This window comes from Candidatus Cloacimonadota bacterium (assembly GCA_012522635.1).
Lineage (GTDB): Bacteria > Cloacimonadota > Cloacimonadia > Cloacimonadales > Cloacimonadaceae > Syntrophosphaera.
The window spans coordinates 1-26,125 of the sequence record JAAYKA010000036.1 but is presented as its reverse complement, the minus strand read 5'-3'; the positions used below and the strand labels follow the sequence as shown (position 1 = coordinate 26,125).

Annotated in this window: 20 protein-coding genes; 12 read left to right on the top strand and 8 right to left on the bottom strand. The window is 49.1% G+C overall.

Annotated elements, in window-relative coordinates; all coding sequences use genetic code 11:
- The first annotated feature begins 9 nt into the window (after window positions 1–9).
- The 3 genes from GX135_02160 (at window position 10) to GX135_02150 (ending at window position 5,699) form a co-directional block, all read left to right on the top strand.
- The gene (locus tag GX135_02160) at window positions 10–1,041 is read left to right on the top strand and encodes a PorV/PorQ family protein (GenBank protein NLN84892.1); all 1,032 of its coding nucleotides are present in this window, start codon (window positions 10–12) and stop codon (window positions 1,039–1,041) included.
- Window positions 1,042–1,077: 36 nt separating this feature from the next.
- Window positions 1,078–3,285, top strand: coding sequence for a T9SS type A sorting domain-containing protein (locus tag GX135_02155; protein NLN84891.1), 2,208 nt, complete (start codon window positions 1,078–1,080; stop codon window positions 3,283–3,285).
- A gap of 233 nt (window positions 3,286–3,518) precedes the next feature.
- A complete protein-coding gene (locus GX135_02150) occupies window positions 3,519–5,699 on the top strand; it encodes a T9SS type A sorting domain-containing protein (protein NLN84890.1) in 2,181 nt (726 codons plus the stop codon).
- 397 nt (window positions 5,700–6,096) lie between these two features.
- On the opposite strand, the gene GX135_02145 is transcribed toward GX135_02150, so the two are convergent.
- The 3 genes from GX135_02145 to GX135_02135 are packed head-to-tail and all read right to left on the bottom strand — an operon-like array spanning window position 6,097 to window position 8,500.
- Complete coding sequence (locus tag GX135_02145) at window positions 6,097–7,017, bottom strand: iron ABC transporter permease (protein ID NLN84889.1); 921 nt, start codon at window positions 7,015–7,017, stop codon at window positions 6,097–6,099.
- An 11-nt stretch (window positions 7,018–7,028) separates the two neighbouring features.
- Window positions 7,029–7,865 carry a cobalamin-binding protein gene (locus GX135_02140; protein ID NLN84888.1) on the bottom strand — a complete coding sequence of 279 codons (837 nt, stop codon included), beginning with the start codon at window positions 7,863–7,865 and terminating at the stop codon, window positions 7,029–7,031.
- Window positions 7,862–8,500 carry a L,D-transpeptidase gene (locus GX135_02135; protein ID NLN84887.1) on the bottom strand — a complete coding sequence of 213 codons (639 nt, stop codon included), beginning with the start codon at window positions 8,498–8,500 and terminating at the stop codon, window positions 7,862–7,864. The genes GX135_02140 and GX135_02135 overlap by 4 nt, the downstream gene beginning before the upstream one ends.
- A gap of 264 nt (window positions 8,501–8,764) precedes the next feature.
- On the opposite strand from GX135_02135, the gene GX135_02130 reads away from it, so the two are divergent.
- On the top strand, window positions 8,765–10,537 hold the full coding sequence (locus GX135_02130; GenBank protein ID NLN84886.1) for a hypothetical protein: 1,773 nt from the start codon (window positions 8,765–8,767) through the stop codon (window positions 10,535–10,537).
- Window positions 10,538–10,592: 55 nt separating this feature from the next.
- Here the strand turns inward: GX135_02130 and GX135_02125 are convergent, their stop codons facing one another.
- From GX135_02125 to GX135_02105, 5 genes are all read right to left on the bottom strand, one after another.
- Window positions 10,593–11,480: a cation transporter gene (locus tag GX135_02125; protein NLN84885.1), complete on the bottom strand. Its 888-nt coding sequence runs from the start codon at window positions 11,478–11,480 to the stop codon at window positions 10,593–10,595.
- Window positions 11,477–12,457, bottom strand: a complete 981-nt coding sequence (locus GX135_02120; GenBank protein ID NLN84884.1) for a hypothetical protein — start codon at window positions 12,455–12,457, stop codon at window positions 11,477–11,479. The genes GX135_02125 and GX135_02120 overlap by 4 nt, the downstream gene beginning before the upstream one ends.
- 65 nt (window positions 12,458–12,522) lie before the next feature.
- Complete coding sequence (gene ablA / locus GX135_02115) at window positions 12,523–13,770, bottom strand: lysine 2,3-aminomutase (protein NLN84883.1); 1,248 nt, start codon at window positions 13,768–13,770, stop codon at window positions 12,523–12,525.
- Window positions 13,771–13,778: 8 nt separating this feature from the next.
- Window positions 13,779–14,840, bottom strand: a complete 1,062-nt coding sequence (locus GX135_02110; GenBank protein ID NLN84882.1) for an L-erythro-3,5-diaminohexanoate dehydrogenase — start codon at window positions 14,838–14,840, stop codon at window positions 13,779–13,781.
- 145 nt (window positions 14,841–14,985) lie between these two features.
- Window positions 14,986–15,456, bottom strand: a complete 471-nt coding sequence (locus GX135_02105; GenBank protein NLN84881.1) for a hypothetical protein — start codon at window positions 15,454–15,456, stop codon at window positions 14,986–14,988.
- Window positions 15,457–15,616: 160 nt separating this feature from the next.
- Here GX135_02105 and GX135_02100 point away from each other — a divergent pair, with 160 nt between their 5' ends.
- From GX135_02100 to GX135_02065, 8 genes are all read left to right on the top strand, one after another.
- A complete protein-coding gene (locus GX135_02100) occupies window positions 15,617–16,807 on the top strand; it encodes an electron transfer flavoprotein subunit alpha (protein ID NLN84880.1) in 1,191 nt (396 codons plus the stop codon).
- Window positions 16,804–17,448: a radical SAM protein gene (locus GX135_02095; protein ID NLN84879.1), complete on the top strand. Its 645-nt coding sequence runs from the start codon at window positions 16,804–16,806 to the stop codon at window positions 17,446–17,448. The genes GX135_02100 and GX135_02095 overlap by 4 nt, the downstream gene beginning before the upstream one ends.
- 119 nt (window positions 17,449–17,567) lie before the next feature.
- Entirely contained in the window at window positions 17,568–19,838 is a 2,271-nt protein-coding gene (bamA, locus tag GX135_02090; GenBank protein ID NLN84878.1) for an outer membrane protein assembly factor BamA, read from the top strand.
- Complete coding sequence (locus tag GX135_02085) at window positions 19,839–20,786, top strand: radical SAM protein (GenBank protein NLN84877.1); 948 nt, start codon at window positions 19,839–19,841, stop codon at window positions 20,784–20,786. It abuts the gene before it with no gap.
- Complete coding sequence (ispD, locus tag GX135_02080; protein NLN84876.1) at window positions 20,774–21,472, top strand: 2-C-methyl-D-erythritol 4-phosphate cytidylyltransferase; 699 nt, start codon at window positions 20,774–20,776, stop codon at window positions 21,470–21,472. Before GX135_02085 ends, ispD begins: the two co-directional genes overlap by 13 nt.
- A 14-nt stretch (window positions 21,473–21,486) precedes the next feature.
- The gene (locus GX135_02075; protein NLN84875.1) at window positions 21,487–24,234 is read left to right on the top strand and encodes an SIS domain-containing protein; all 2,748 of its coding nucleotides are present in this window, start codon (window positions 21,487–21,489) and stop codon (window positions 24,232–24,234) included.
- Window positions 24,235–24,239: 5 nt separating this feature from the next.
- Entirely contained in the window at window positions 24,240–24,710 is a 471-nt protein-coding gene (locus GX135_02070) for a 2-C-methyl-D-erythritol 2,4-cyclodiphosphate synthase (GenBank protein NLN84874.1), read from the top strand.
- Between the two features lie 282 nt (window positions 24,711–24,992).
- Window positions 24,993–26,125, top strand: a 1,133-nt coding sequence (locus GX135_02065) for a hypothetical protein (GenBank protein NLN84873.1), incomplete at its 3' end; no start/stop codon positions are given.

Below are 26,125 nucleotides of genomic sequence, written 5' to 3'. Positions count from 1 at the left end.
GGAGGAATTGTGAAAAAACATAGCCTTGTTATCCTGGCCATCAGCCTTCTGCTTTTGCCCGGTCTTCTGAGTGCCAAACCTTTTGGCAAGGTTGGAACCGCGGCCCTGCAATTCCTCAAACTGGGTGTGGATGCCCGCGCCATCGGCATGGGTGAAGCCTACACAGCCGTGACGGATGATATTTCCTCTGTATATTGGAATCCAGCCGGACTGGCCCCTGCCTTCGAAAACCAGGTTCTGGTTTCCCACACGAACTGGCCTGCCGGAATTATGCATGATTTTGTGGCGGGAACCTATACCAATGGTGTGCAAACCTTTGCCGCCTACGGATCCGTTCTCCACATGGACAAAATCGACATAACCGACGAAGAGACCTTTGGACCCACCGGGGAACAATTCACAAACAGTGACCTGGCCTTTGGTCTCAACTACGCTCAACAATTCACAAACAAGTTCTCCGCCGGTGTTGGCGTAAAATACCTGCGGGAAAACCTCTACACTTTCAGCGTGAACAGCTATGCCTTCGATGTTGGTTCCATGTACAACACCGGATTCAAAAACATCAAAATCGGCATGGCGCTGCGCAACTTTGGCCCTGATGTCCGCTACAGAGTGGACAACGATGGAGACGGACTTATCGACGAAGACCCCTTTGATCTCTTCGACAATGATGGAGACGGACTTATCGACGAAGACGGACCGGAAATTGAAAGCAAAATACCATTGAGCTTTTCACTGGGAATCAGCGGTGATATCATGCGCACCAACACGTCCCACTGGATTGTTTCAGCTCAGTTGGACAACGTGATTGACCGCATGGAAACCTGGAACCTCGGCACCGAATATAAGATGGGCAACCTCTTCCTGCGTGCCGGCTACCAAATTAACTATGATACAAACGGCTTCAGCGCTGGGCTTGGATATCAAATCCCCACCCGCTTTGCCATTATTCATGTGGACTACGCATACACAGATATGGGCGCCCTCGCAGAAAATTTCTTGAAAAGCGCTCACCGCCTGTCCATCAAATTCAAATATTAAATGATGACCCTATTAAAGAATAATATGGAGGAAAGAATGAAAAGAACCATAATGGTCATATTAACCCTTGGCTTGGTGTTCTCCTTCGCTTTTGCAAAAGAGATGCAGCCAGGAACAAACCTTAAAGTGCTGCCCACACCAGAACTGGATGTAAACAAGATCCAGGCAGCACCCAGATATGGCGATTCAGCTGCCAAAACTGCCCCGCAGTACACTTTCATCACCACCCCCACTTCAATTATCACAAACTACTACGACTACATGATTGGCAGCTACAACGGCTTGCCCCTCAGAGTGATTCCCCAGGATCAAGGTGGCGGATACTTCATGGCTTACCATGGACGCCGTCAACCCACCACAACCCGCCGCGCCTTCTACGCCCACTTGGATGAATATGGCAACGTTGTGAACAACAACGAAATCACCAGCGTCCAAAACAACGAAGGCTATGCCACCGTGGCTGTGGACCCTGTTTCTGGAAAGCCCCTGTATGCCTGGCATGGCAATCATGACAGCGACGCTGAATTGGAAGTACAGTTTGCTTCCGACGCCTTCATCGCTGGCATTTCCGGCCTTTTCAACGACGTGCAAGTTGCCATCGACAACCCGCAAACCATCACCGCTCCAAACGGAACAAGCACCAACAACAATGAATTCATCTGGCCCACAGCTCAGGTCGGCCCTTCCCCCGTGGATGGCAAAAGAAGAGTGTATATCGCTGCCAGAAACTCTGAATCCATTGCGTATGGCCCTTCCGAAAACCTTCAGATTGCCTATGCGGATTTTGACGGCGATGAGATTGAAATGGGCATGCCCATGGTTTGGAATCACATCACCATCCCGGAAATGAACGCCTGGAACATGGATACCAACGAATGGCGCCGCCCCTTCCACGCTCTCACAACCGACAATGCCGGCAATCTCTACTATGCTGGATACCACTTTGCCACCGATGGTGATGGAGTGGATAACATCATCGAACCTGACATCGACATCTTTGTGTGTCCGAACTATGGTCAGGGAACCTGGAGCCGCGTGACCGCGTATAGCTGGAAACAAGCTTGGAATCCTCCTGGAACAATAGGTGGAGACGGCTATTTCCAAGATGACGACGGTGCCGTTCCGGATGATGAACTGATTTACAGCTTGGCAAACTCTTCTCATATCAACGCCAGTGTTGACGATTATGGACGCGTCCACGTTTTTGGCGTTTGGGCGCTTTCCACCAAGGACAGCGGCTATTGGCCCCCCTACCAGGTTGTTAAAGAATTCGTTTTTGATCCTGCCGATCAAAGCATTGTCGTGAACGACGTGCATCCTAAAAAGCATCCCGACGACGATTACAACGAAACCTTCATCCCTTGGGACATGGAAGCTCCTTTTGGCGAGCCCGAATACAGCCAGGCTGAGGATGGCAACTTCTATCTGGATATGGCCCTGCTTTATGGCCACCCTGGATTCACCTGGCCCTTCCCCCACTGGGATAGAACCGCTCACAGTGATGCCATGTTCTTCCACTACAACAATACCAAAATCACCGATTCCAACGGACACGGCATGATGGCAGCGGTTTGGCAGGATTGCCAACGCGCCTATTGGTATAACATTGACTCCGATGTGGACTATATGGCCTATTCAAACACCCCCGAGATTTTCATCGCCGTGACTTCGGACAATGGTGCCTCCTGGAGCGAGCCCATCAAGCTGAACAACCAGGAAATTCCTGAATTCTCCGGCATCAAACCCATGTGGGTTTATCCCGCTGACCACGTGCTTTACACTGGCATGCAGGGTAACAACAAGGTTGGAAAACTGGGTATTATGTTCTACAACGACTTCACCTGGGGCTCCAATGCCATCGATCCTTCCTACCACCCGAACCCAGACGGCGGCGAAGTAATGTTCATGGAACTGGAAATTGTTTTCCCGATTGGAACTTCAGCCGACGACCCAACCATTCCTTCTGTCAGCAATATGCTGCGTCAGAACTATCCCAACCCCTTCAACCCTGAAACCACCATCAGTTTCGACCTGCCCAAAGCTGGAAACGTGAACCTTGGCGTGTACAACACCAAAGGTCAGTTGGTGAAAACCCTTGTGGACGGAAACCTGAACAACGGACGCCAGAGCTTCGTTTGGAACGGTACCGATGCCCAGGGTCAGCCTGTTTCCAGTGGTCTCTATTTCTATCGTCTCAGCACGAACGGCCAGGTGGAAACCAAGAAAATGATGCTGATGAAATAAAGCATCCCCAATATATCTGAAGACCCGGAAACCTTCCGGGTCTTTTTTTTGTCTTCTGCCCACCCTCATCGGATGTGGAATTTCCCTTGACAATTATTTACCGCTCAAAATACTGATGCAGAGATGGATTCTTGTTTTGCTCAAAATGATAACTCCATTCCAAAATAGATTGTGTGATTTTTGATCCGGCCTGCCGGATTCAGGAAAAAGAAGACTACAGACAGGAGAGAGATATGAAACGTATTTGTTTACCCACCCTTATCCTTATGCTGCTACCGGGCTTGCTTTTGGCAGGCGCCATGGTTCCCGGCCCGCAGCCCAAAGCTCTTGCATCCCCACCCGGATACAGGCTGTCAGCCAACAGGTATGTCCCGGCCTACACTTTCACAAAAAACCCCACTGCCATCATCACAAACTATTATGACTACATGATCGGCAGCTACAACGAAATCCCGCTCAACGTGATTCCCGCTTCCGAAGGCGGCGGATATTTTATGACCTACCATGGACGACGCCAGGCAACCTCGACCCGCCGCATCTTTTACACCCACTTGGACGATGTTGGCAACGTTATCAACAACAACGAAATCACCAGCATCCAAAACCATGAAGGCTTTCCAGGCATGGCAGTGGACCCCGTCACAGGAAAACCCATGTATGCTTGGCACGCGAATATTGATGATGACGCAGATCTTGAAGTTGAATTCACCTCAGATGCCTTCATGGCAGGAATCTCAGGCCTCTTCAACGACATCACTTTGCTTAGCGACTCCCCCATCGAGATCCATCCTCCAAACGGAAGCCCCACCAACGATAACGCCTTCATCTGGCCCTGCATGGTAATCGGGCCATCTCCCCAAGCTGGCAAGCGTCGCGTTTACGTGGGCATGAGAAACAACACTTCCCACGCCATGAGTGGAAACCCCAGCGAAAACATGTATATCGCTTTCGCGGATTTTGACGGCGACGATATCGAAATGGGCGGAAACCTGGTTTGGAACTACACCTCCATTCCCGAGATGGACGCTTGGAACCACGATACTGTTGAATTCCGCCGCCCTGCCGGAACTTTGACAGTGGACAACGCTGGAAACCTCTATTGGGCTGGACACCACATTGCTTATGATGAGGATGATAACTATCTGGACGAAGGCGATATGGATGTGTTTAAATGTCCCAACTATGGAGAAGGCACCTGGATCCATTACAGCGCCTACGGAGATATTCCAACCGTTAATCCGAATCAAGCACCTAATGATTCAACCGGCTATTACACCGACCCTGACAATGGAGATATCCCTTACGGTGACAACGGAGAAATGTATTTCGGCATCATTAATTCCGGTCATATAAACGCCGTGGTCGGAAACGATGGCAAGCTTCACGTGCCCAGTATCTGGGGTCTTAGAACCTACAACGGTTACTACTATCCAGCCCTTCAATTCGTGAAGGAATTCATTTTCGACATTCAAACCAACGAATTCCAAATCAAAGACATTTATCCGCAACAAGATCCAGATGACGACTTTAACCTGACCTTCACGCCCTGGGATATTGAGGCGCCCTGGGGAGATGTGGATGAATACGGAGGCGATGCCTCCAGCGGTTACTATCCGCTGATGGTGACTGCGTGGCCTTTCCCCCACTGGGATCAAACCGCCCACGATGACGCCATGTTCTTCCACTACAACGGCGTAAAACTCTCCGAACCCAATGATCACGGCATGATGGTCTGCGTTTGGCAGGATTCCCAACGCGCCCGCTATTATAACTACTATTCAGAAACCGATTATCTCCCCTACGCCCAAACCCCTGAAATCTTGATTTCTGTTTCTCCCAATTATGGTCACAGTTGGAGCGATCCCATCAACCTGAATAATGTGGAAACACCCGAAATGAGCGGTATCAAGCCCATGTATGTCTATCCCGCGGATTCAGTAATCTACACCGGTATGCAGGGTAATAACAAGGTTGGCAAAATTGGATTCATGTTCTACAATGATTACACTTGGGGTTCACACGTAAACTCCCCCGCCTATCACCCAAACCCTGACGGCGGCGAAGTGATGTTTATGGAACTCGAAATAGTATTCGCGCTGCATGACCCTGCGGTGGACGACCAAAACATTCCCCCTGTCAGCAAAATGCTGCTGCAAAACTATCCCAACCCCTTCAACCCTGAAACCACCATCGCCTTCGACCTGCCCCAATCCGGCACAGCCAAACTGGAAATCTACAACACCAAGGGACAGCTCATTAAAACTCTGGCCAACGGCCAACACGATTTCGGCCGCCATTCCTACGTTTGGAACGGCACCGACAACCAGGGAAACAGCGTCTCCAGCGGTCTCTACTTCTATCGCCTCAGCGCCAATGGTCACAGCGAAAGCCGCAAAATGATGTTGATGAAATAATCCTAAACCCAAATTCAAGACAGACCCGGATTTCCCTTCCGGGTCTTTTTTTTTGCTATCATGATAATTTGGATAAATTGGGTTTGTTGGGTCTGGCTTTGCAGCTATTTTTCTGTTTCTAACATATTGGTCACCACGGCTTTAGGACTCAATCATTCCCCAGTTTAGCCCGTTCTCTCTGGATGAAAACCCCATCGAATTTATCTATTTCAGGACGGCGCACTCTTGACTCGAGGCCTTAATCACTTCTTAATCAAGCCTTAATCAAGCGTTAATTATTAACGCTTGATTAAGGCTTGATTATCACTTGATTAAGAGCTTGGAACAAGGAAGGGAAAAGGTAAAGACATACGAATCAATAAGATGGATTAAAAAAATGTGTTTGGAGGGCCAGCTCTTACTTTTTCAGCATGAGCCAGATGAAGAAGGGACAGCCCACCGCGGCTGTGATGACCCCCACAGGGAGTTCGATGGCGGCGATATTTTTCGCGATAAGGTCGCAAAACAGCAGAAAAATGCCCCCGGCAGCCAGGGACCAGGGATAGACCCGTTTTTGCCCGGAAGGGATGAAAAACCGCACAACGTGAGGGATTATCAGCCCCACAAAACCAATGATGCCGGCATAGGAAACCGTTATTCCGATGAGCAGGGAAGTGAGCAGGAAAATCTCTTTGCGGGTGCGCGCCACATCGATGCCCACGCTTCCGGCATATACGTCTCCTCCGCTCATGATATCCAAGGCGGTTGAACGGAAATAAAGCCAGACCATTATCAACAGCGACAGCCCTGCCAATATCAGGAAAAACTGCCATTCAGAACGGGTAAAAACATGCCCCAAGTTACCCATCAGGGTTCCCAGGATAATCATCGTATCTTTTTGAAACAGATACATAATCAGCGAGATTCCCGCCGAGAAAAACATCCCGGCAATCACACCCGCAATCAGCAAACGGCTGCGATCGAAACTGCCTTTTCTCTGAGCCAGATGCCAGACCAAAAAAAGCGTTGCCGTCGCACCGATAAATCCGCCCAAAGGCATCAGCAAGCTGAAACCCAGAACCCCCAGCAGAATGGAACCGAAAGCAGAACCAGAGGAGATTCCCAAGATATAGGGTTCCGCCAGAGGGTTTGCCAGCATGAGCTGATAGACCGAGCCGATGCCAGCCAGCGCCATGCCGGTGAAAACTGTGAGAATGAGACGGGGCAAACGCAGTTGCAGAACGATGTTGCCATCTGCCCCACCTCCAAAAAGATACAGCAAAACCACAAGCAAGCCGGCAAAAGCGAGCAAAATGGCAAAAAGGTGGTTTCGCTTCATTAATCTCCGCTTCAGGGATAGAAAAGCCGATTCAGGCGTCTCAAACCTTCCAAGGCTCGCGGCGTGGCGCGCAGAATCAGATCGGGGTCGATGTCTTTTTCAAAATAAATCCGCTTGTTTTGGATGGCGGGAATATCTTGCCATCCTTTGCGGGAAAGAATGGATTCCAGACTGACTTCCGAATAGCAGATAATGATATCCGGATTCGCCTTCACCACGTCTTCTGCGCTGATGCGGGCATAATCTCGCTCCAAAACGCTGAAGATATTATCCCCACCTGCGCTTTCAATCACTTCTCCCACATAGGATTCGTCGGAAACGCTCATCAACGGATCGCGATAGATTTCCAGATAGACCTTGGGTTTGGGCAGATCCGCCGTTTGGGACCTCATTTCAGCAAACCCCTTGCGCAGGCTGTCCGCCACCGTGGCTGCTTGTTTTTCCCTCTGGATCAGACTTCCAATCTCAACAATGATATTGGGCAGGTCATCCAATTTACGGGGATGGAAAGTGTGAACCTGCAAACCAGTTTTGGCAAGCTCCGCAGCCAGGGCTTCCTGTTCCAGACCAGCCGTGAAAACCATATCTGGCTTTAAAGCCAGCACTTTTTCCATGTCAACGGCGCCAAAATTACCAACCTGGGCAAGCTCCGCCAACTCTGGAGGATAGTCGCACTCACGGGTGACGCCAACCATAAGTTCCACGCCATCCAAGCTGGCGATTATCTCCGCCAATTCCGGCGACAGGACAACAATCCTCAGGTCACCCTCATTGGAGGCGTTTTTCCAGCAGCCGCCCAAAAGCAGCAAAACCAAAAAACCGCCCAGCAAAGTCGAAATTCTTTTCAATTTAGTATATCCACCTTTATCTGTTTGTAGTCGTCAATCCACGCCATTTCATTTTTTATTTCCGTGATGTCTTTATTTGTGAGCCTCACACATCCATGCGACACGTTTCGTCCGACACTTGATGGCGCGCTGGTTCCATGGATGCCAATGCCAATCCAGCTTCCCTTGGAAAAGCTGCCACGCCCTGTGTTCAAAGATATGAACCAGGGTCCATAAACTCCAGGCCCACTCTGTTTTCCAGTGAAGGGAGACGTGAAGCGCCAAGTGCTGGAACTATAGATTCCGGTAACGTAGTAGTGTCCTTCCGGTGTGGCCATATCGTTTTCGCGGGTTTTATCCTTTGCGTTTTTTCCGCTTGCCACCGAGTATGTTTTCATAAGTTGCCCGTCTTTATATAGATGCAGTTTATGTTTGCTCTTTTGAATGATGATATAGTAGCCTGTGTTAACATTTCTTGGCTCGCGATTGTTCCAAGCCTCGAGACTGTCCGTATAGGCCGGGAGGATTTTTAAAACGCCGTGTTCAGTATAAAGGCTTTCCTCAAAATCCAAACCAACCTGGCCCCAGACTGTGCCGACAAAGCCAAGCATCAGCAAAATGAAAAGCAGAATCCTGCCATCTCGAATATGTCTCAATTTTTCCACCTCTTTTTTGATCCATATATTTCACACCCCGTTCACCATTACGGGAAATTACATTTGGCGGCGGGTGTGATATTTGTCAACTGCTTTTTGTACTCCGCAAATTATCAAATCCTGCAGATAATCCCTCTGGCTCCAAAATCTCGTGGAAAATGTATCATGATTTTTTCGGTTGACGTATTTGCGCATGGTAAATATACGGAAACTTAGCCCCATCTTGGGCTTTAACAACTATATCGCTATTTCAGGAGAATAATAATGAAACGCATAGTTTTGCTGATGTTGGCGCTGTGTTTTGTGGCGCTGTCAGCTCAAAAACCCGACCCCAAAGCCACTGTTGGCAAGATTGATGACAAGACCTACACCTACGCGGAATACGAGAAGATTTTGAGCAACTACTTTAAATACCATCAGGATCAAAAAGGAAAACCGCTCACCGACGACGAGAAAATCGACCTGAATAACCGCTGTTGGGAAGAATTGGTGGGACGCTATGTCTACGATAAAGCCATAAAAGCCGGAAAAATCAAGCTCACAAATCAAGAGTTGCTCCGTGAAGCCAAAAAGAACCCACCCGCCGCGGTGAAAAATATTCCAGATTTGAAAACCAAGGGCAGATTCGATAAAAAACTTTATGAAAAAGCTTTGGATGAAAACAAACAATTCCGAGAAGCGGTAATCGCCGAAGTGAAAGCCCTGTATCAATATACCAAGCTTTTGGAAACCATCCGCAATGAAGCCACTATATCAGAAGAGGAAATTCGGCAGGACTGGGCACACAACGCTGAAACCGTGGATGCCAAAATCATCTTTTTCGACGCGAACCGCATGGCCAATGTGGTCGCCAGTGATGATGAAGCCCGCCTTTTCTATCAGGAAAGGATGGAAGAATACCGTAAGGACGATTGTCGGCGCTACAGTTTTGTGAAGTTTTCCGGTGGGCCCAGCACGCAGGATTCCCTGCAGGTGCGGGAACAGGTTTGGCAGCTTTATCATGAACTGCTTGAGGGAGCGGATTTCGCAGAGATGGCACAAGAACACTCTGCTGATCCAGGCTCCGGCGCTACTGGCGGTGACCTCGGCTGGTTTGGCCGCGGCAGAATGGTGCCTGTTTTTGAGGAAACGGCTTTTGCAACCCCCGCCGGGCAAATCGCGGAACCGGTTTTGTCCAACTTTGGTTGGCACATCATTGAAACCCTGGACCGGCGTGGTTCTGGACCCAATGAGGAAGTCTCTGCCCGCCATATTTTGATTCGCATCGAAGCCAGCCAAACAACAGCGCAAAACATGAAAAAGGAAAGCCTTCAACTGCATGAGCTTGCAAGAAAAAAGGGCTTGGAGACTGCCGCGATTGAGATGGGCGTGGAAGTTCAGGAATCCGGCGTTTTCCAAGCAAAAGATGCCTTTATTCCCGGTATTGGAAGGGATTCAGCGTTGACAGCTTTCGCGTTTGAAAACGATGAGGGAGCATTGGCAGAGCTGTATTATTCCCCTTCCGGAGACGCTTTCGTTTGCGAATTATCCGGCGTTTATCCCACATATTATCCCAGCTTTGAAGAAGAAAAAAACAGAGTGATGAACAACGCGACCAGCGCCAAGCGAGGTCACACCATGAACGCCATGGTTCAGGATTTCATTGCCAAACTCAGCCCCGAACAATATCTACAAGGTGCGGAGCGGGATAGCATCCTGGTGGTGGAAATCAGTGGACACAAAAAGGGTGACAATATCAGCTCTGTTGGCAAACACGCAGAGATTGAAGAAGCACTGTTCAACACTCCGGAAGGTACTTTCGCACCCCTGATCAGCGAAGCGATGCGCTGGTTTTTGGTGAAGGTGGAAAAACACCAGCAGCCCGACAATGCTATCTGGGAAACGAACAAAAAGAACTTGATTTCAGAAGCCAAAGACAAGGCTCGCCAGGATCACCTAAATGATTGGTATATTAAAGAACGCCAAAAGGTTAGCATCATCGACAATCGCCGTGATTATTACGATCTTGGTTCTGCCGGAAGGATTATCCAGTTATAGATTAAAGCCCATATTTGTTTGAGAGCCGGTGGTTTTTATGCCGCCGGCTTTTTTGTTATTGCCCTTCAGGATGGAAATGAATCATCACCCGCCGCAGCCCGCTTTCGTAATGTTCCATCAGTTTTTTTTCAACTTTGTGAGCAATCACATGACCCTCATTCACGCTGATATCGCCATCCACACAGATGGTCAGCTCCAATGTGTAGGTGGTTCCAAAGCGATGAATGCCAAGCTCATCAATGCAGCGCACCCCATCCACGGACATGGCGATTTCCCGCACCTGATTGCCAAATTCCTTGTCTGGAACGGCGTCCATCAGTTCAGCGGAAGACTCCATAATGATGGAAATACCAGTTCGGAAAATGAAAATGGCGACAACCGCGCCCGCCGCGGGATCCATCCAAATCCAGCCCAAACGCGCAGCCACCACACCCACAATCACAGCGGCGGAAGCCATGATGTCATTCAAATGGTCATCAGTCAAAGCTTTAAGCGTGGGATTTCCTGTGTAGCGCCAGTTTTTTTTGCTGACCATGTAAAGCTGGATTTTGAGAATAAATGTGATCGCTGCTATCACCAGCACCCAAATTGAAGCTTCTCTGATTTGTGAGTGCCCCACCGCGAGTCCATATATTTTGTTTATGGATTCGAAGAAAATGGCGATGCCGGTGGTGATGATGAAAGCGCCCACCACGATGGCGGAAATGCTTTCGAGCTGTCTGTGTCCATAAGGGTGTTCATGGTCTGCGGGTTTGTTTGCCTGACGCATGAAAATCTTGACCGCAACGTAGTAAACCACATCGGAAGTGGAGTTTATACCATCCGCCAGCAGTGCCTGTGAATGCCCAAAAATACCGAACACGGTTTTCAACAAGGCAAGAATCACATTGCTGAAAAGACCGATGTTCACCGTTTTGGCGGTTAGACGGTCACGATCTCTCATGCCTGCAACTCCCGTAAATCGGGTAAATCCATGTCTGTAAAAGCTTGGCGAAGTTTGGCGCGAAAATCTGCCGCGTCGATGGCACGGCTGCCAACTGCATGGGAATTTATGGCCCAAGCCTTGATTTTGAAAGGAATCAACACTTCCGGATTGCATTCTTCCACGAAACGTTCCAGATTTGTTAATCCGAGTTTTAAACATTCCGGATGACGTAACAGAATACGGACTTTGGATTCAATGAAAGTTGTTCGCAGCGTTTTATATACCGAATCTGTCACAGCTCCGGGGATGTAGATGGATTCCACTTTGCCTTCCAGAAGCTTTTTCAACTCTTTTTCGTTGCCAAACATGGAGCTAATCTGGGTTCGTTGCCAGGCACCATCCTGGAAAAGATGAATGCTTTCGGAAGCCAGCAGCAGCGCTGTTTTCGGCTCCGGATTTGCGGGAACGGGGAGTTCGTTTAATATCCGCAGCCGTCGGATTTCATTTACGATTGAATCCAGGCTGCCAAAACTGGCGCCAATCACGGCTGCAACGGCGTCCACGGCTTTTGAGAGAGCGATGGATTTTCGATCCAGAGAGCCATCAATCAACACCTTGCCGGCGCCCAAGGAATTCATGGTCTGCAGCACCCTGATTTGATCTTTCACCGAAGAGGGTCCGGTGATTTCAGTCTGCAATTCAACCAGGCTTTTTGCCAGCCAAAGCTGTCGTTTTGCGGAGCTTTCAGGAAGTTTTTCCATGATGTCAACACCGCTGCCGTGGTCATCCAAGGTCTTGGTATCACAGCAAAAAATGGTATTCGGACCCAGTTTTACCGCTGGCTTGGGAGTTTTAAAAACGCTGTCGCGTTCCTCACCGTCTATTCCAGTGCTAAAAACACCCCAAGTCCCGCTTTGGCGCAGGCTGAGAAGATGGTTGAGCAGGGTGGTTTTTCCCGCGTTTTTGCTGATGCCGACAATGGCAATCGAGCGCAAGCTGGGCTCCAGGACCCAATCAAAAGGGCCCTGTCCTGCTCCTTTGACCATGAGTTTTTCCGGTCTTATTTTTTGCGGCGCTTGTTGCGACGTGTGTCAGCGGGACCAATGGAAACTTTTTTGCCACGCAGAAGCTCCATCACGCCTTCAGTGGAACGTCTTTCGGTTTTACTGAGCGCCTTGAATTTCTTGTTGTCCTGCTCTTCAAATTCCGGTTCTGTGTAGGCGGTTATGAAGCCTTCATAGTTGCGCAAAACCACCCTACCCGGCATCTGGGAAATGAGATAATTCGGCATCACGGGGATTTTTCCGCCACCGCCAGGAGCGTCCACAACGTAGGTGGGAACGCAAAGCCCAGAAGTGTGCCCACGCAGGGATTCCATAATCTCAATCCCTTTCGAAACGGGGGTGCGGAAGTGAGAGATTCCATCCGACAGGTCACACTGGTAGATGTAATAGGGGCGCACGCGATTGCGTACCAAACCATGCACCAGTTCCTTCATCACGTCAACGTGATCGTTGATGCCTTTTAACAGCACGGATTGGTTGCTCAGCACAACGCCGGCATCTGCCAAGCGTGCCAAGGCATCCGTTGCTTCTTTTGTAATCTCGTTGGGATGGTTGAAATGCGTGTTCAGCCACACAAACTTATACTTTTTGAGGACTTCGATCAAGCCATCGGTAATGCGCTGCGGCATCACCACAGGCGTGCGGGTTCCCAAACGCACGATGTCCACGTGTTTAATCTCAGCCAAGCGTCCCAAAACTTCGTCAATGCGCGCATCGCCCAAGGTGAGTGGATCGCCGCCGGAAAGAATTACGTCGCGAACCTCTTTGTGTTCGCGAATGTATTCTATGGCTTTGTCAACGTCCTTTTGGGGCATGGGCGCGTCGGTTTCACCAGCTTTTCTCCTGCGTGTGCAATGACGGCAATACATTGAACACTGGTCTGTCAGCAAAAGCAAAACGCGGTCTGGATAGCGATGAGTCATTCCAGGCACGGGCGCGTCGGCATCTTCATCCAGCGGATCGGGCATATCAGAAGGATCCCGTCTGCTTTCTTCAATACGTGGTATGGCCTGCAGACGCACAGGGTCATTGGGGTTTTTGGGGTCAATAAGCGAAAGATAATATGGTGTGATCGCCATACGGAAAGAGAAACTCTTGGACTTTGCCACGGCTTCCTCTTCGGGCAAGAGCTGGATGTATTGTTTCAGGGTTTTAAAATCAGTGATTCGGTTACGTAGCTGCCAGTGCCAGTTGTTCCATTCTGCGGCAGTGGCGATCGAGCGTATTTTTTTTAATTCCGCCATAATTTACCTCACAAATCGGTATATCTTTCTTTGAAGAGCTGCATCAAAACTGGGTTTCGGCGCAGCAGGTCGATGGAAATGGCTGCGTGGCTGCGGGCATATCCATTGCCCAAAATCATATCCACGTCCGCACCGATTCCTTCCGCGCCCAAAGCCGCTTTGGTGAAAGAAGTGGCCATGGAAAAGAAATAGACGATGCCGCGGTCTTTGCAAGCCATGATGCAGGGAAGCTCGGTATCTTCGATGTTTACAACGTTTATCACCACATCCGCCATCTTGCCATCAGTGAGGCGCGCAACTTCTCTTTGGATGGTGAGCGCGTCGGTGGCATCAGACAAAATCACCTCGTGACAGCCAGTGTCCTTCAAAGTTTGGATGTAATTCGGATTGCGGACGATACCAATCACCTTTCCGGAAACACCGACTCTTTCACGGGCAACGGCGTTGCAAAGTACCCCGCTTTTACCATTTGCGCCCAAGATTACAACTGTGTCACCGGGTTTTGCCAAGCGCTCAACCTGAGCAGGCGCGCCAGCAACGTCCAAAACGGAAAGCGCCAAGTTTTCATCCATATCGTCAGGAAGCTTTGCGTAAATGCCACTGCTGAAAAGGATGGCTTGACCTTCGATTTCAACTTGATCTTTATCCAGCAGGACACGCTTGACCTTGTCGATTTTCAACGGCGTCAGTGAAAGTGAGACCAAGCTGGCGACTTTGTCTCCCACCTTAATCTGGTCTTTCATCTCGAAATTTGGGCCAATCTGAGCCACGCGCCCAATCAGCATTCCTCCGGAACCTGTGTCCTCGTTTTTGTGTTTGCCTGTGCGGTTCACCAAGTCGATTGCGTGTTCGCCAAAGGCTTTTTCGAGGTCGGTGTGGCCTTGCGCGGCAAGTTTGTTTTTAATCTGGTGGAAAGACGCGGAATCCACATTCAGGCGAATCACGTCGATAAGCAGTTCATTATCCCAGATTTCGCTCATATCATTGTTCAAAACCCGCGCCGGCTGGGGCAAAACGCCCTGAGGCTCAATTACACGGTGTGTTCCAAAACGGCAGCCGCCAGTTTTCATTTTCAACTCCCTAAGATGCTGTGATCTATTGTTTTAATTGATTTTAATCTTTAAAGACATATTTTAAAACCCACGCCTTTTGTCAAGCACAATGCACGCTCATCAAGGTTAAAGCGCATCAGCGACCAGCCTTCTTTGCGGCATTCTAATCTTGTGGCAAAATAAAGAGTTCGGGGCGGTTAAAATCGTAATACATCACCCTCAGGCTACCAGATTCGCTGTAGGAATAAATCGCCAGGTGGGTTTCGTCAAAAATCCAGCCCACCATCTCACGTTCATGATCCACATACACCGCATCACCATGCATTTTATGTAGCCAGTCCAACACAGATTGATCTTGTTCTTTGGAGTTTTCGGCATTGTATTCAACGCTCCAACCATGGATCAAACCTGTATCTGAATCCACATACACAATCACAAAATCCACCCAGGGGGAAAGCTCCGTTTCATAGAGAACGGCATTGCCCAAAACCTTGCTGGCAAAAAAGCCCTGGTTCGCCAATAGTGAATCAGCAAAATCAAGTTCATCCAAAAAATTTAAGCCATAGAGGCCGCCCTGCGCGGCGAGGCCAAAGGCTAAAATCATGAGTATCAAGCTAATCAATAATTTCTTCATCGTGTTTTACCATATATCTTCATGTGCGCATCAAATCCGGCGGCGCTCCAGACGTCAACAAAAATCCCCATATTTGCACTGACACGTCCTGTTGGAAGCAAAATCTGTCTTGACAAGAATGCGGCTTGCAAATCCTTTTTCCCTACATTAGGAGAAAATCATGATTGAAGTTATAGAACAAATTTGCGTGGGTTGCGGGGCTTGCATCCAAGCCTGTGCCTACGACGCAATCCACCTGGAAAACCAGATTGCGGTCATTGATCAAGATAAATGCACCCTTTGCGGAGCCTGCGTCCAGGCTTGTCCCTTCGACGCCATCGTAATCAGAAAAAGTGGCGAAGTTCCCACCGATAAAGACGATTACAGAGGCATCTGGGTCTATGCGGAACAAAAAGATGGCGTAATCGCTCCCGTAGTTTTTGAACTACTTGGCAAGGGCCGAGACCTCGCAGACCAGATGGAAACAGAGCTCAGCGCTGTTTTACTGGGCGAAAGAGTGGAGCATTTGACCTCGGAACTCATCGCCCACGGCGCCGATCAGGTGATTTTGGTGGATGACCCCCAGCTCAGCGGATTTCGTGACAGCCGCCACGCCAAAGCGCTCACCGAACTTTCCCGCGAATACAAGCCCGCGGTTATCTTGGCTGGGGCCACAGTTGCGGGTAGATCCTTCATTCCACGCGTTGCAGTGCAGCTCCACACAGGCCTTACTGCGGATTGCACCGGCTTGGAATATGATCCCGAAACTCAAAACTTGCTGCAGACACGCCCCGCTTTCGGAGGCAACATCATGGCCACGATTGTCACCTCCAATCATCGACCCCAAATGGCAACCGTACGCCCCAAGGTGATGAACGCGCTCGAACGGGATGACAGCCGCTCTGGAATCGTGATCCAAAAACAGATCATTTTTGATTTTGAAGAAGATGACTGCGCCTGGCTCGGCTTTGAGGCCGAAAAAACCAGTCTCGTGAACATCACTGAGGCAAATATCATTGTGTCCGGCGGCAGAGGGCTGAAGGAAGCCAAAAACTTTGCCCTTTTGGAAGAACTGGCGGAAGCGCTGGGTGGAGCGGTGGGCGCATCACGTGCCGCGGTGGATGCTGAATGGATTCCATATTCACATCAGGTTGGTCAAACCGGAAAAACCGTAAAACCTACAATCTATATTGCCTGCGGAATCTCCGGTGCCATTCAACACCTGGCTGGAATGTCATCTGCCGACTATGTTATTGCCATCAATAAAGATCCGGACGCGCCCATTTTCAAAATTGCCGATCTGGGCATCGTGGGTGACCTTTTCGAGGTTGTGCCCGTGCTCACCAAAATGGTGAAAGAACACAGGCAATGACGGCTTTTTCAGATTCGCCAACGCTCGACGTCTGTGAGATATTTTACAGCCTGCAGGGTGAATCATCTTTTGCGGGACTTCCCTGCATTTTCATCCGTCTCAGTGGCTGCAACCTGCACTGCAAATGGTGCGACACACAGTATGCCTGGGAACCCGGTACACCCATGGGAATCCCGCAGATTCTGGATCAGATACGCGCCTATCCCACAAAACTTGTCGAAATCACCGGAGGCGAGCCCCTGCTACAGGATGGCTGCCCAGATTTGATGCGGTCTCTTGGGGCACACGGATATACTGTGCTGCTCGAAACCAACGGCTCCATTATATTGGACAAGGTGCCGCCCCAAGTGATTAAAATCGTGGATGTTAAATGTCCCGGCAGCGGACACGGTGATTCTTTCCTAATAGAAAATCTGACTTATTTAGAGCCGCATGACGAGCTGAAGTTTGTGATCGCCGATCGAAGCGACTACAACTTTGCGCAGGATTTTATCAGGAAAAACAACCTGAAGAGCAAGCAGCTCATTTTTTCGCCGATTGTTTCTTTCCTTGAACCCAAAATCTTGGCACAATGGATGCTGGAAGACGGATCTGGCGCGAGACTGCAACTTCAATTGCACAAAATCCTGAGCATTGCCTGAGCTTTCATAACCACCAACAAGACACATAATTACCAGCCTTGCAATTCAAAAACAAAAAAAACACTTTACTAAAATGGCACCTTGGCAGAAATAGGCGCCAACTCTACTGTGGAGGAAGAATGCAAATTTTAAGACCTCGTCTCCTGGTTTGCCTGGTGCTGCTACTTGGTGTTGGCAGCCTGTTTGCCGTCGGAGAAACGATCTACGAGATCGTTGTGCGCGGAAACAAGGCTGTCTCGCCGCAGATGGTGACCACTTCGATCACCCTGCGCACCGGCGACGCGCTTGACCCGGAAGAAGTTGCCCGCTCAATCAAGCAACTGTATAAGATGCGGATGTTTTCTGACATCCGGGTTTTCACGGAACCATATATGGCCGGCGTGAACCTGATCGTGGAAGTGAAGGAAAACCCGGTTTTGGCATTTGTGGAATACAAAGGCATGAAAGCCGTGAAAAAAGAACGCCTGGATGAGCTTGTCACCGTGAGGGTGGGAACATTTTGGTCGGATTTTCAGAAGCACGATCTGGTAAGCAAACTCACATCCGAATACCACAGCAAGGGTTTCAGCAACGCCAAAATAAGCTTGGAAGAGACTTTTGATAGCGATGGCAAAATCCGCGTTTTGGTCAACGTTGAAGAAGGCAACCGTTTGGCAATTAGCGCGGTGACCTTTGTGGGAAACGAGAATTTTGACGACAAGACACTGCTTAAAAGGATGAAGACCAAACCCGCGAATATTTTCCGTTCCGGACGCTTCGAACAGGATAAATTCGACCAAGATCTTGTCAAACTGGCCGATTACTACAAGAAAAACGGCTATATCGACGTGGCTATCGGACCACATGAGCTGATTTCCACCGGCGAACGCACCCAGGAACTGGTCCTTCAGATTCGCGAGGGTCAGAGATACACATTTTCTGGCATAAGTGTGAGCGGAAACGAGCATTTCACCACAGAAAAAATCAGCGAAGTTTTCACCCTGAAACATAACGAACCCTTCGACCAGACAAAATTTGACGAACAATTGGCACGAGTTTATTCGCTTTATTTCGATGAAGGATTCATCTATACTGAGATTTCCCAAGATATGCAGCGCGCGGATGGAACACTTAATATCGCACTGAAAATCAACGAAGGAAACCGCGCTCGCATCCACCAGATACACATCACTGGCAATAAACGCACCAAAGATAAAGTGCTGCTTCGCGAGCTGGATATTGCGCCGGGAGATTATTTTCGCCAAAGCCAGGTGATTCGAAGCCAGCAGAACATATATAACCTGGGATTTTTCGAACCGGATATCCGGCTGGATTACACACCGATAAACTCTGATGGAGACATTGATTTGCAGATCGATGTAATTGATAAATCCAGCGGTACAGCCAACGTCGGTATGGGTTACAATAGCCAGGACGGTTTTGTGGGCACGCTTTCCCTGTCCATGAACAACATCATGGGAAACAACTGGTCAAGCAGCTTGGCTTGGGAGTTTGGCGGTAAAACCCAAGATTTCCAAGCAAGTTTCACAAACCCCAACCTTTTTGACAGTGACGTGCTCTTGGGAACCTCGCTGTATTATACCACCAAGGATTGGAGCTCTTTTTATTACAAGATTTACACCCGTGGTGCCAGCCTGCGTTTGGGGCGTTATCTACCCATTGCGAACCGAACTCGCCTCGTGGGTGGATATTCGCTGTATTCCAAAAAATATGAAATCACAAACCGAAACCTTTTCGACCCGGTAACGAACCCCACTTTGGCGGAGCTGGACACCCTGGGCTGGCGCTACACCAGCGCATTGAGCGCCACCATTGGCAGAGACACCCGAAACAATATCTACTTCCCCACCCGGGGCACCCAGCTCACCCTATTTTCCGAGGTAGCGGGCGGGCTCTTGGGCGGCAACTTCGATTACTTCAAACAGATAGCCCAAGTGAACTGGTATATGGAAATGTGGCATCAGCTTACTCTGCGCACAAAATGGCGCTTTGGCTATATCGCTCCATATGGATCATCCAAAGACGCGCCCCCGGATGAAAAATTCTATTTGGGCGGCACTGGTGTGGATGGAATCCGCGGCTATGCAGACCGAAGAATCGGAGTTGACGAAGATGGCGACGGCATTATGGATACAGGCGGAACCCGTGAAATCATCTTTTCTACGGAACTGGCCTACCCCATCGGCAGCGACCAAATCATCGGACTGGTTTTCCTGGATGCCGGCGATTGCTACAACCGCTTGCGGGACTTTAACTTCCTGAAATTTAAAAAAGGCGTGGGTGCCGGAATCCGCATCCAAAGTCCTTTTGGCTTGATTGGATTCGACTATGCATACAACCTGGAAGAGGGGACTTGGGAGCCCCACATTCAATTTGGAACAACGTTTTAAATGAAATACAAACACCTTTTTGGACCCGTCCACTCCCGTCGTCTTGGTTTTTCCCTCGGGGTGGACTTGGTTCCCTTCAAATATTGCCCTCTAAATTGCGTCTATTGTGAGATTTACAGCACTGACCATTTGACCCTGACCCGGCAGGAATTCTTTCCGGTGGAAGAAATCCTGGCAGAATTGCGGCACTTTCTGGCAGAGCGGCCAAAGCTTGACTATGTCACCTTTTCAGGAGCCGGAGAACCCACTTTGCACAGCCAAATCGGCCAAATTATTCGAACCATAAAAAAGGAATTTCCTGAATATCAACTTGCCCTGCTGACAAATGGTGTTCTGCTTGGCAACGCAGAGCTGAGAAAAGAAATCCTGCCCTGCGATCTTATTCTGCCATCTTTGGACGCCTGCCGCCAGGAAAGCTTTGAAAAAATAAACCAGCCCCATCCTGGTCTGACGGCTCAAAAACTGGTGGAAGCGCTCATTGCCCTGCGTGAGGAGTTTTCTGGACAAATCTGGCTGGAAGTCTTTATCATCGAGGGAATTAACGACACTCCAGAAGAATTGGAATGCCTGGCGCCCGCCATTGCGAAGATTAAGCCGGACCTCGTGCAACTTAATTCCCTGGACCGTCCTGGCTCTGAAGAATGGGTTGAAGCCGCTGGTGAAACCGTTTTGAACCGGGTGAAAAAATACCTGGTTGAACGCTTGGAAGTGCCAGTGGAGATAATCGCAAAATCCCACCATGAGAACTTTGAAACGCATGTGCCGCAGGATATTGGTCAAGCCATGGAAGCCACTTTGAAGCGACGCCCTTCCACAGCGGAAGACCTTTCCAAAACCCTGGGTTTACACATCAATGAAATCAGCAAGTTCCTGCGACAGTTTAACTTGGAAGGAAAGGTATCCATCAAACGCGAAGAGCGAGGAATTTTTTACTCATGGAAACACTAAGCACAGCCATCATCACAGCCGCGGGTTCGGGAAGCCGCATGGGTGGAATCGTCCGCAAACAATGGCTCAGCTTGGGCGGCATCCCCATCATCATCCACACCCTGCAACGTTTTTTTAATTCCACCTACATTGATAATATCATTATCTCCGCGCCGGAAGACGAACAGGACTATTGTCAGAACATGGTGCAGGAATATTTTGAGGATTCACAAAAGCCCTGGTTGGTGGTGCCAGGTGGTTTCGAACGGCAGGACAGCGTGTTCAGCGCTCTGCAAAACTGCCCGCCGGGAACGGATTATGTGTTCATCCACGACGCTGTGCGGCCTTTTATCACAGAAGAGCTGCTGGGTGATCTTTTTGAAATGGCAAAAAAACACAAGGCCGCTGTTCCGGTTGCCCGGCTTAAAAACACGATTAAAAGCATCGAGCAAGACCGCATCCTGGAAACAATTCCACGCCACAAACTTGTGCAGGCTTTCACCCCGCAAGTGTTTTCATACAAACTGATTATGGCTGCCTACGAGCGTGCCTATCAAGAAGGTTTCATCAGCACCGACGACTCTTCCCTGGTTGAATATCATGGAGGAAAGGTGCGCTATAAATTCTGTTCTGATCTGAACATCAAAATCACCGATGAAGTTGATCTGTTTTTTGCCAAACAGATTCTGGATAACAATTTGATTTAGAGGAATATCTGACTATGCAACGCATTTTAAAAAATTACAACAGGGCACTGCGCCGTCTTGCATCACTTTTTGGCACCATTCGCGTTCCCTTGTTTTTGCCCGGTTTGGGCTGTGGAGTTTTGGGGCTGGCTTTGCCAAAAGTTTCCGTCGATATGGGAAAATATGCGTCTCGATTGTTGAAAGCATTGGAATACAGGGGGTTCGACTCCACTGGCGCCGCCTTCCAAGGTGAAGACCAAAATATCGTTTTACTGAAAGACGTTGGCGCGCCCAGCACCCTGGTTAAAACCTTGGGAATCGAAAAACAGAGTGGAAAACTGTTCTGTGGACAGGTCCGTTGGGCCACTTTCGGCGCGGTTACCAAACAAAACGCGCAACCGCATGAGGTGAAATGCAAACGTCACCTCTATGGCGCCCACAATGGCAATATCACAAATACAAATGACCTCAAAATCTGGCTCACGGCAGAAGGACACACCATTCTTTCTGATAACGATGGCGAAATGCTGGTGCACAGTGTGGAACATTTTTTCGACATCGAGATGGACAAGGCTGGAAACCCGGAAGACCCCAAGCTTCGCAAGGCCTGCATGCGCCGCGCTGTGGTGAATACCGCCAGCCGGATTGTGGGTTCCTACGCCGCCGTGATCACCGATCCCGTCACCCAAACCATGTGGGCCATCAAAGCCGGCAGCAGCCTCTATTTTGGCCATGGCGAGCTGGAAGGCATGAGCTTCGGTCTTGCTTCCTCAGACCTCACCGCGGTTTTGCGTTTCACAAAAATGGTGGTAAATCTGCGGGAAGGTGAGTTCGTTGAGTTCGATTCATCCTACTACCAAGTTTACGCCCAAAAACCCCTGCATTTTAAAAGCGTTGGCAAAGACGACGAAAACTATGCCCCTGGAGACACAATCCCAACCAGAGCAGCTCTTTCCAAGCTGCGCGCTGAAGATGTTGAGCTCCAGCCGGAATTTGAATATTTCATGGAGCAAGAGATTTACGCTGAACCAGAATCCGTGGGTAAATTGGTCAAACTATTCCAAGGCGGCTCAAATTCTGGACGCCGCATGTTGGAGCTGATGGACAGCGAAAACATCCGCGAACATTTAACCGAAAACATGAGGGAAATTCTGGATAATACTGATCCAGACAAAGCCAAAGATTCTTTTGATGCCTTGATTGACTCCGGCGAATTTGCCTCTTTCTTCGAATTAGCCCGCACTTCCTACCAGGCCATTTTCGACGTTGTCGTACGCGAGGATTTTGAACAAAAATATCTGTTTTCCGCAGATAAAAATACACTTATCGACCTGATTGGCGAAGAGTTCGATGTTCGCAGAATGATTTTGGCAAAAGCCTTTGATTCGCTTTCCGAAATGGACAGCGTGGAAGATTTCGAGCTAAAAGTGCGGGAATTTTTGCAGAGAATGAAAATCACCCTGCAGAAAAACCGCATTGCCTATTCAATCGCCTGCGGAACCAGCTATCACGCCACCAAAGTGGGCAGTCTTTTCTTCAACGAAATCGCCGGTGTGGAAATCATTCCCATCCTGCCCGGTGATTTTCGTGGTGAATATTCCCACAGCATGAAGGATCATGACTTCATTATCGGAGTATCGCAATCCGGTGAAACGAAAGATTTGATCGACATTTTCAACGACATCACGCAACGCAAGCTGGATGTGAGCAAAGCCGTTTTGGTGAATAATGTAAATTCCACCCTCGGCATCGAAAAGAGCGATCTGGCTATCCCAATCTATTGTGGACCAGAGACAGCGGTTCCCGCCACCAAAAGTTTCATGAACCAAATCGCGCTTTTCTATTATTTGGCCATCCGCACAGCCCGAATGAAGCTGGAGGAAGACATTGACGGCTTGAACGATGAACAAATCAAAGAGAAAAAAGCCCAGTTGGAATACAGAAGCCAAACCCTGTTGCAAATCCCGTCTTTAATCAAGGAAACCCTTGATAATACATCAGATGTGATTGATTCAATCGCGGCAAAGATTTATATGGAGCCCTCGCTGCATATTTTGGCCACGAAAATTAGCGGTGTGGCCATGGAAGGCGCGCTCAAAATCCGCGAAACCGTGTTAAACCACGCGGAGGGACGCGAAGCCTCAGAATTCAAACACGGGCCAAACACCATTCTGGGCAAAAACACCGTCTATGGTTTCAAACATGTTCGCAACTTTGTGCGTTCCCTGCGTGAGATAATGGATTTTATCGATACTGAAGGCAACAATCGCGGTCTGCCTCCTCAAAAAATCATGGAAGTGAACGCCGCTTTGATGGATCATGTTTTCTATCGTAACCGACCCTTCAACCTTACCCCCAATGCAGAAAAACTGTTCCACGACGCCATCCACAACCGCGATTTCTATGCCTCGCTGGACCGCAACTATCCTCTCATCTATGTGACCGGACCGGACGAAAGGGACGTAAACCTCACAGTTTCACAGATTAACACCCATAAAATACGTGGCGCGGATACTTTCGTGATTGCGGAAGAGGATGAACATCTGCTCCGAAACGCCAGTTCCATCCCCCGCGAAGGCCATTATTATGGTTGGGGTTACGTGATGCTGCCACGAACCGGTGACAGCCTTCTGACCTGCTTTTCAGCCACTGTGGTGCTTCAGCTTTTGGCGTTCCGCATGAGCGTGCGCAAAATGAAGAGATTGGACAGGCTGGGCATGCCCGATCACGGTGTGCATCCAGACGTACCCAAAAACGTTTCCAAATCCATAACCGTGGATTAATAAGTATGCGCGTCGGTTTTGGTTATGACGTTCACCGCCTCGCAAGCGGTCGCAAACTAATCTTGGGAGGCGTGCAAATCCCGTTTGAAAAAGGCCTGGATGGTCATTCAGACGCGGATGTGCTGCTACACGCGATTACAGACGCGGTTTTGGGTGCCCTGGCATTGGGCGATATCGGCAGCCTTTTCCCAGATTCAGACCCCGCTTTCAAGGGCGCGGATAGCCGCGTCCTTCTGCGTAAAGTGTGGGAGTTGGCACAAAACTGCGGCTATAAGCTGCAAAATTTGGATTGCACAATTTGCGCTGCTCAACCCAAACTTGCTCCACACATCTTGCAAATGCGGGAAAATATCACTTCTGATCTCGCGTGCCCTCTCGGCGCTGTGAGCGTGAAAGCCACCACGGAAGAAGGTTTGGGCGTATCCGGGGCAGGTGGCATCAGCGCTTATTGTGTGATTTTGCTGACCAAAATTTAAAATATCGGAAGGAACTTCTCGCGTTCATAAGATAAGAACGAGTCTGCTGATTTCAAGCAAATATGCCCCTAACACTATGCCTGGCTTATAGTTAGCCTTTGAAACATAAGGAAGACTAAAGGGGGCAGCCTAGCGAGTGTCAGTTTTCAGCCATCTCTGCGGCTGTCCACACCCCTTCCCGCAGAAAAGCAAAACCGGTTTCAACTCTGTTTGCCGAGCAAAAAACTTGACAGGATTGTCGGGGTCAGGGGTATAGTAAAATAAATGTTTGGGAGGTTTAGTTTGCGCGAATATATCACGATTCCTTTTAGTGATGATCTGACTAAAACTGCATTGGAACAGGCTCAGGGCTCCACGGTTTTTGTTTTTCCAACCCATGTTTCCGCGTCCCGGGCAAGGCATGAATTCATGCGGAAATGGGCTTTGCAGGAGTGCGATTTTATCACCATGCAAGAATTCAAAGAATCCCTTCTGCTGCCATCTGAGCCTGTGGTAAGTGACGACAGAAGAATGCTTTGCCTCTATCAAGCTCTCAGTTCTGAGCACAGGGAATACTTCCATATCAACGGATTTTTCGACATTGTGGAATGGGGCAACCAGTTTTTTCAGTTTTTCGAAGAGCTTTGCGACGAAAACCTCGATGTGGAAACCTTGCGTAACTCTCAGAGTTTGAACCACTTCAACCTGCTGGAATGGCAGGAAAACTATTTGAGCAAGGTTTTGGAAATCCGGGCAAATTATCAGGAACTGCTCTGTAAGCTTGGTTTCAGCGACCCCATTTTTTTCCAGAACAAAGATAAGACCAACATCGTTCACACTGGAATCCGTTATGTTTTTGTGAACCAATACTATTACAGCAAATTGGAAAAGTCTTTGATTGAAGCGGTGGAGGCCGCGGGAAATGAAATCATCATCATTTCCCAAATGTTGGAAGCAGCTGAAAAAGGGCTGACACCCTCTGAGATTGACCTGCAAGACCTTGAACCGGAAACCTATCGTCTTCGCAATCTTGAGGTTCTGGAATTTAAAAACGCGGATCAATCGGTTCTCTATTTTTTATCAAATCACGCCTTAAATGAAGAGGAAGCCGCTGATTCTGTTCTGGTGGACAGCCATTTTAACCGTGCCAGTTACCGCCATCTTTTTGACCCCAGACGGTTTGCCATGTCTGAAAAACAGAGCATCCAGACCAGCGGTATCTATAAGATGTTCAACATGTTCCGCCAACATCTGGATGCAATGCGCGGCACTTTGGATGAATCTTTCCTGCCCCTGAGATTAATTCTGGATGCCTGTTCGCAAGAAGTGTTTCTGAACTTTTATGGGCTGCAGAATAGCCAAAAGAACAGCCTGCTGGAAGAGATAAAAGTTCTGCTGAAAAGCGATATCCTCTACGTTGATACCAAGTTAAAGCT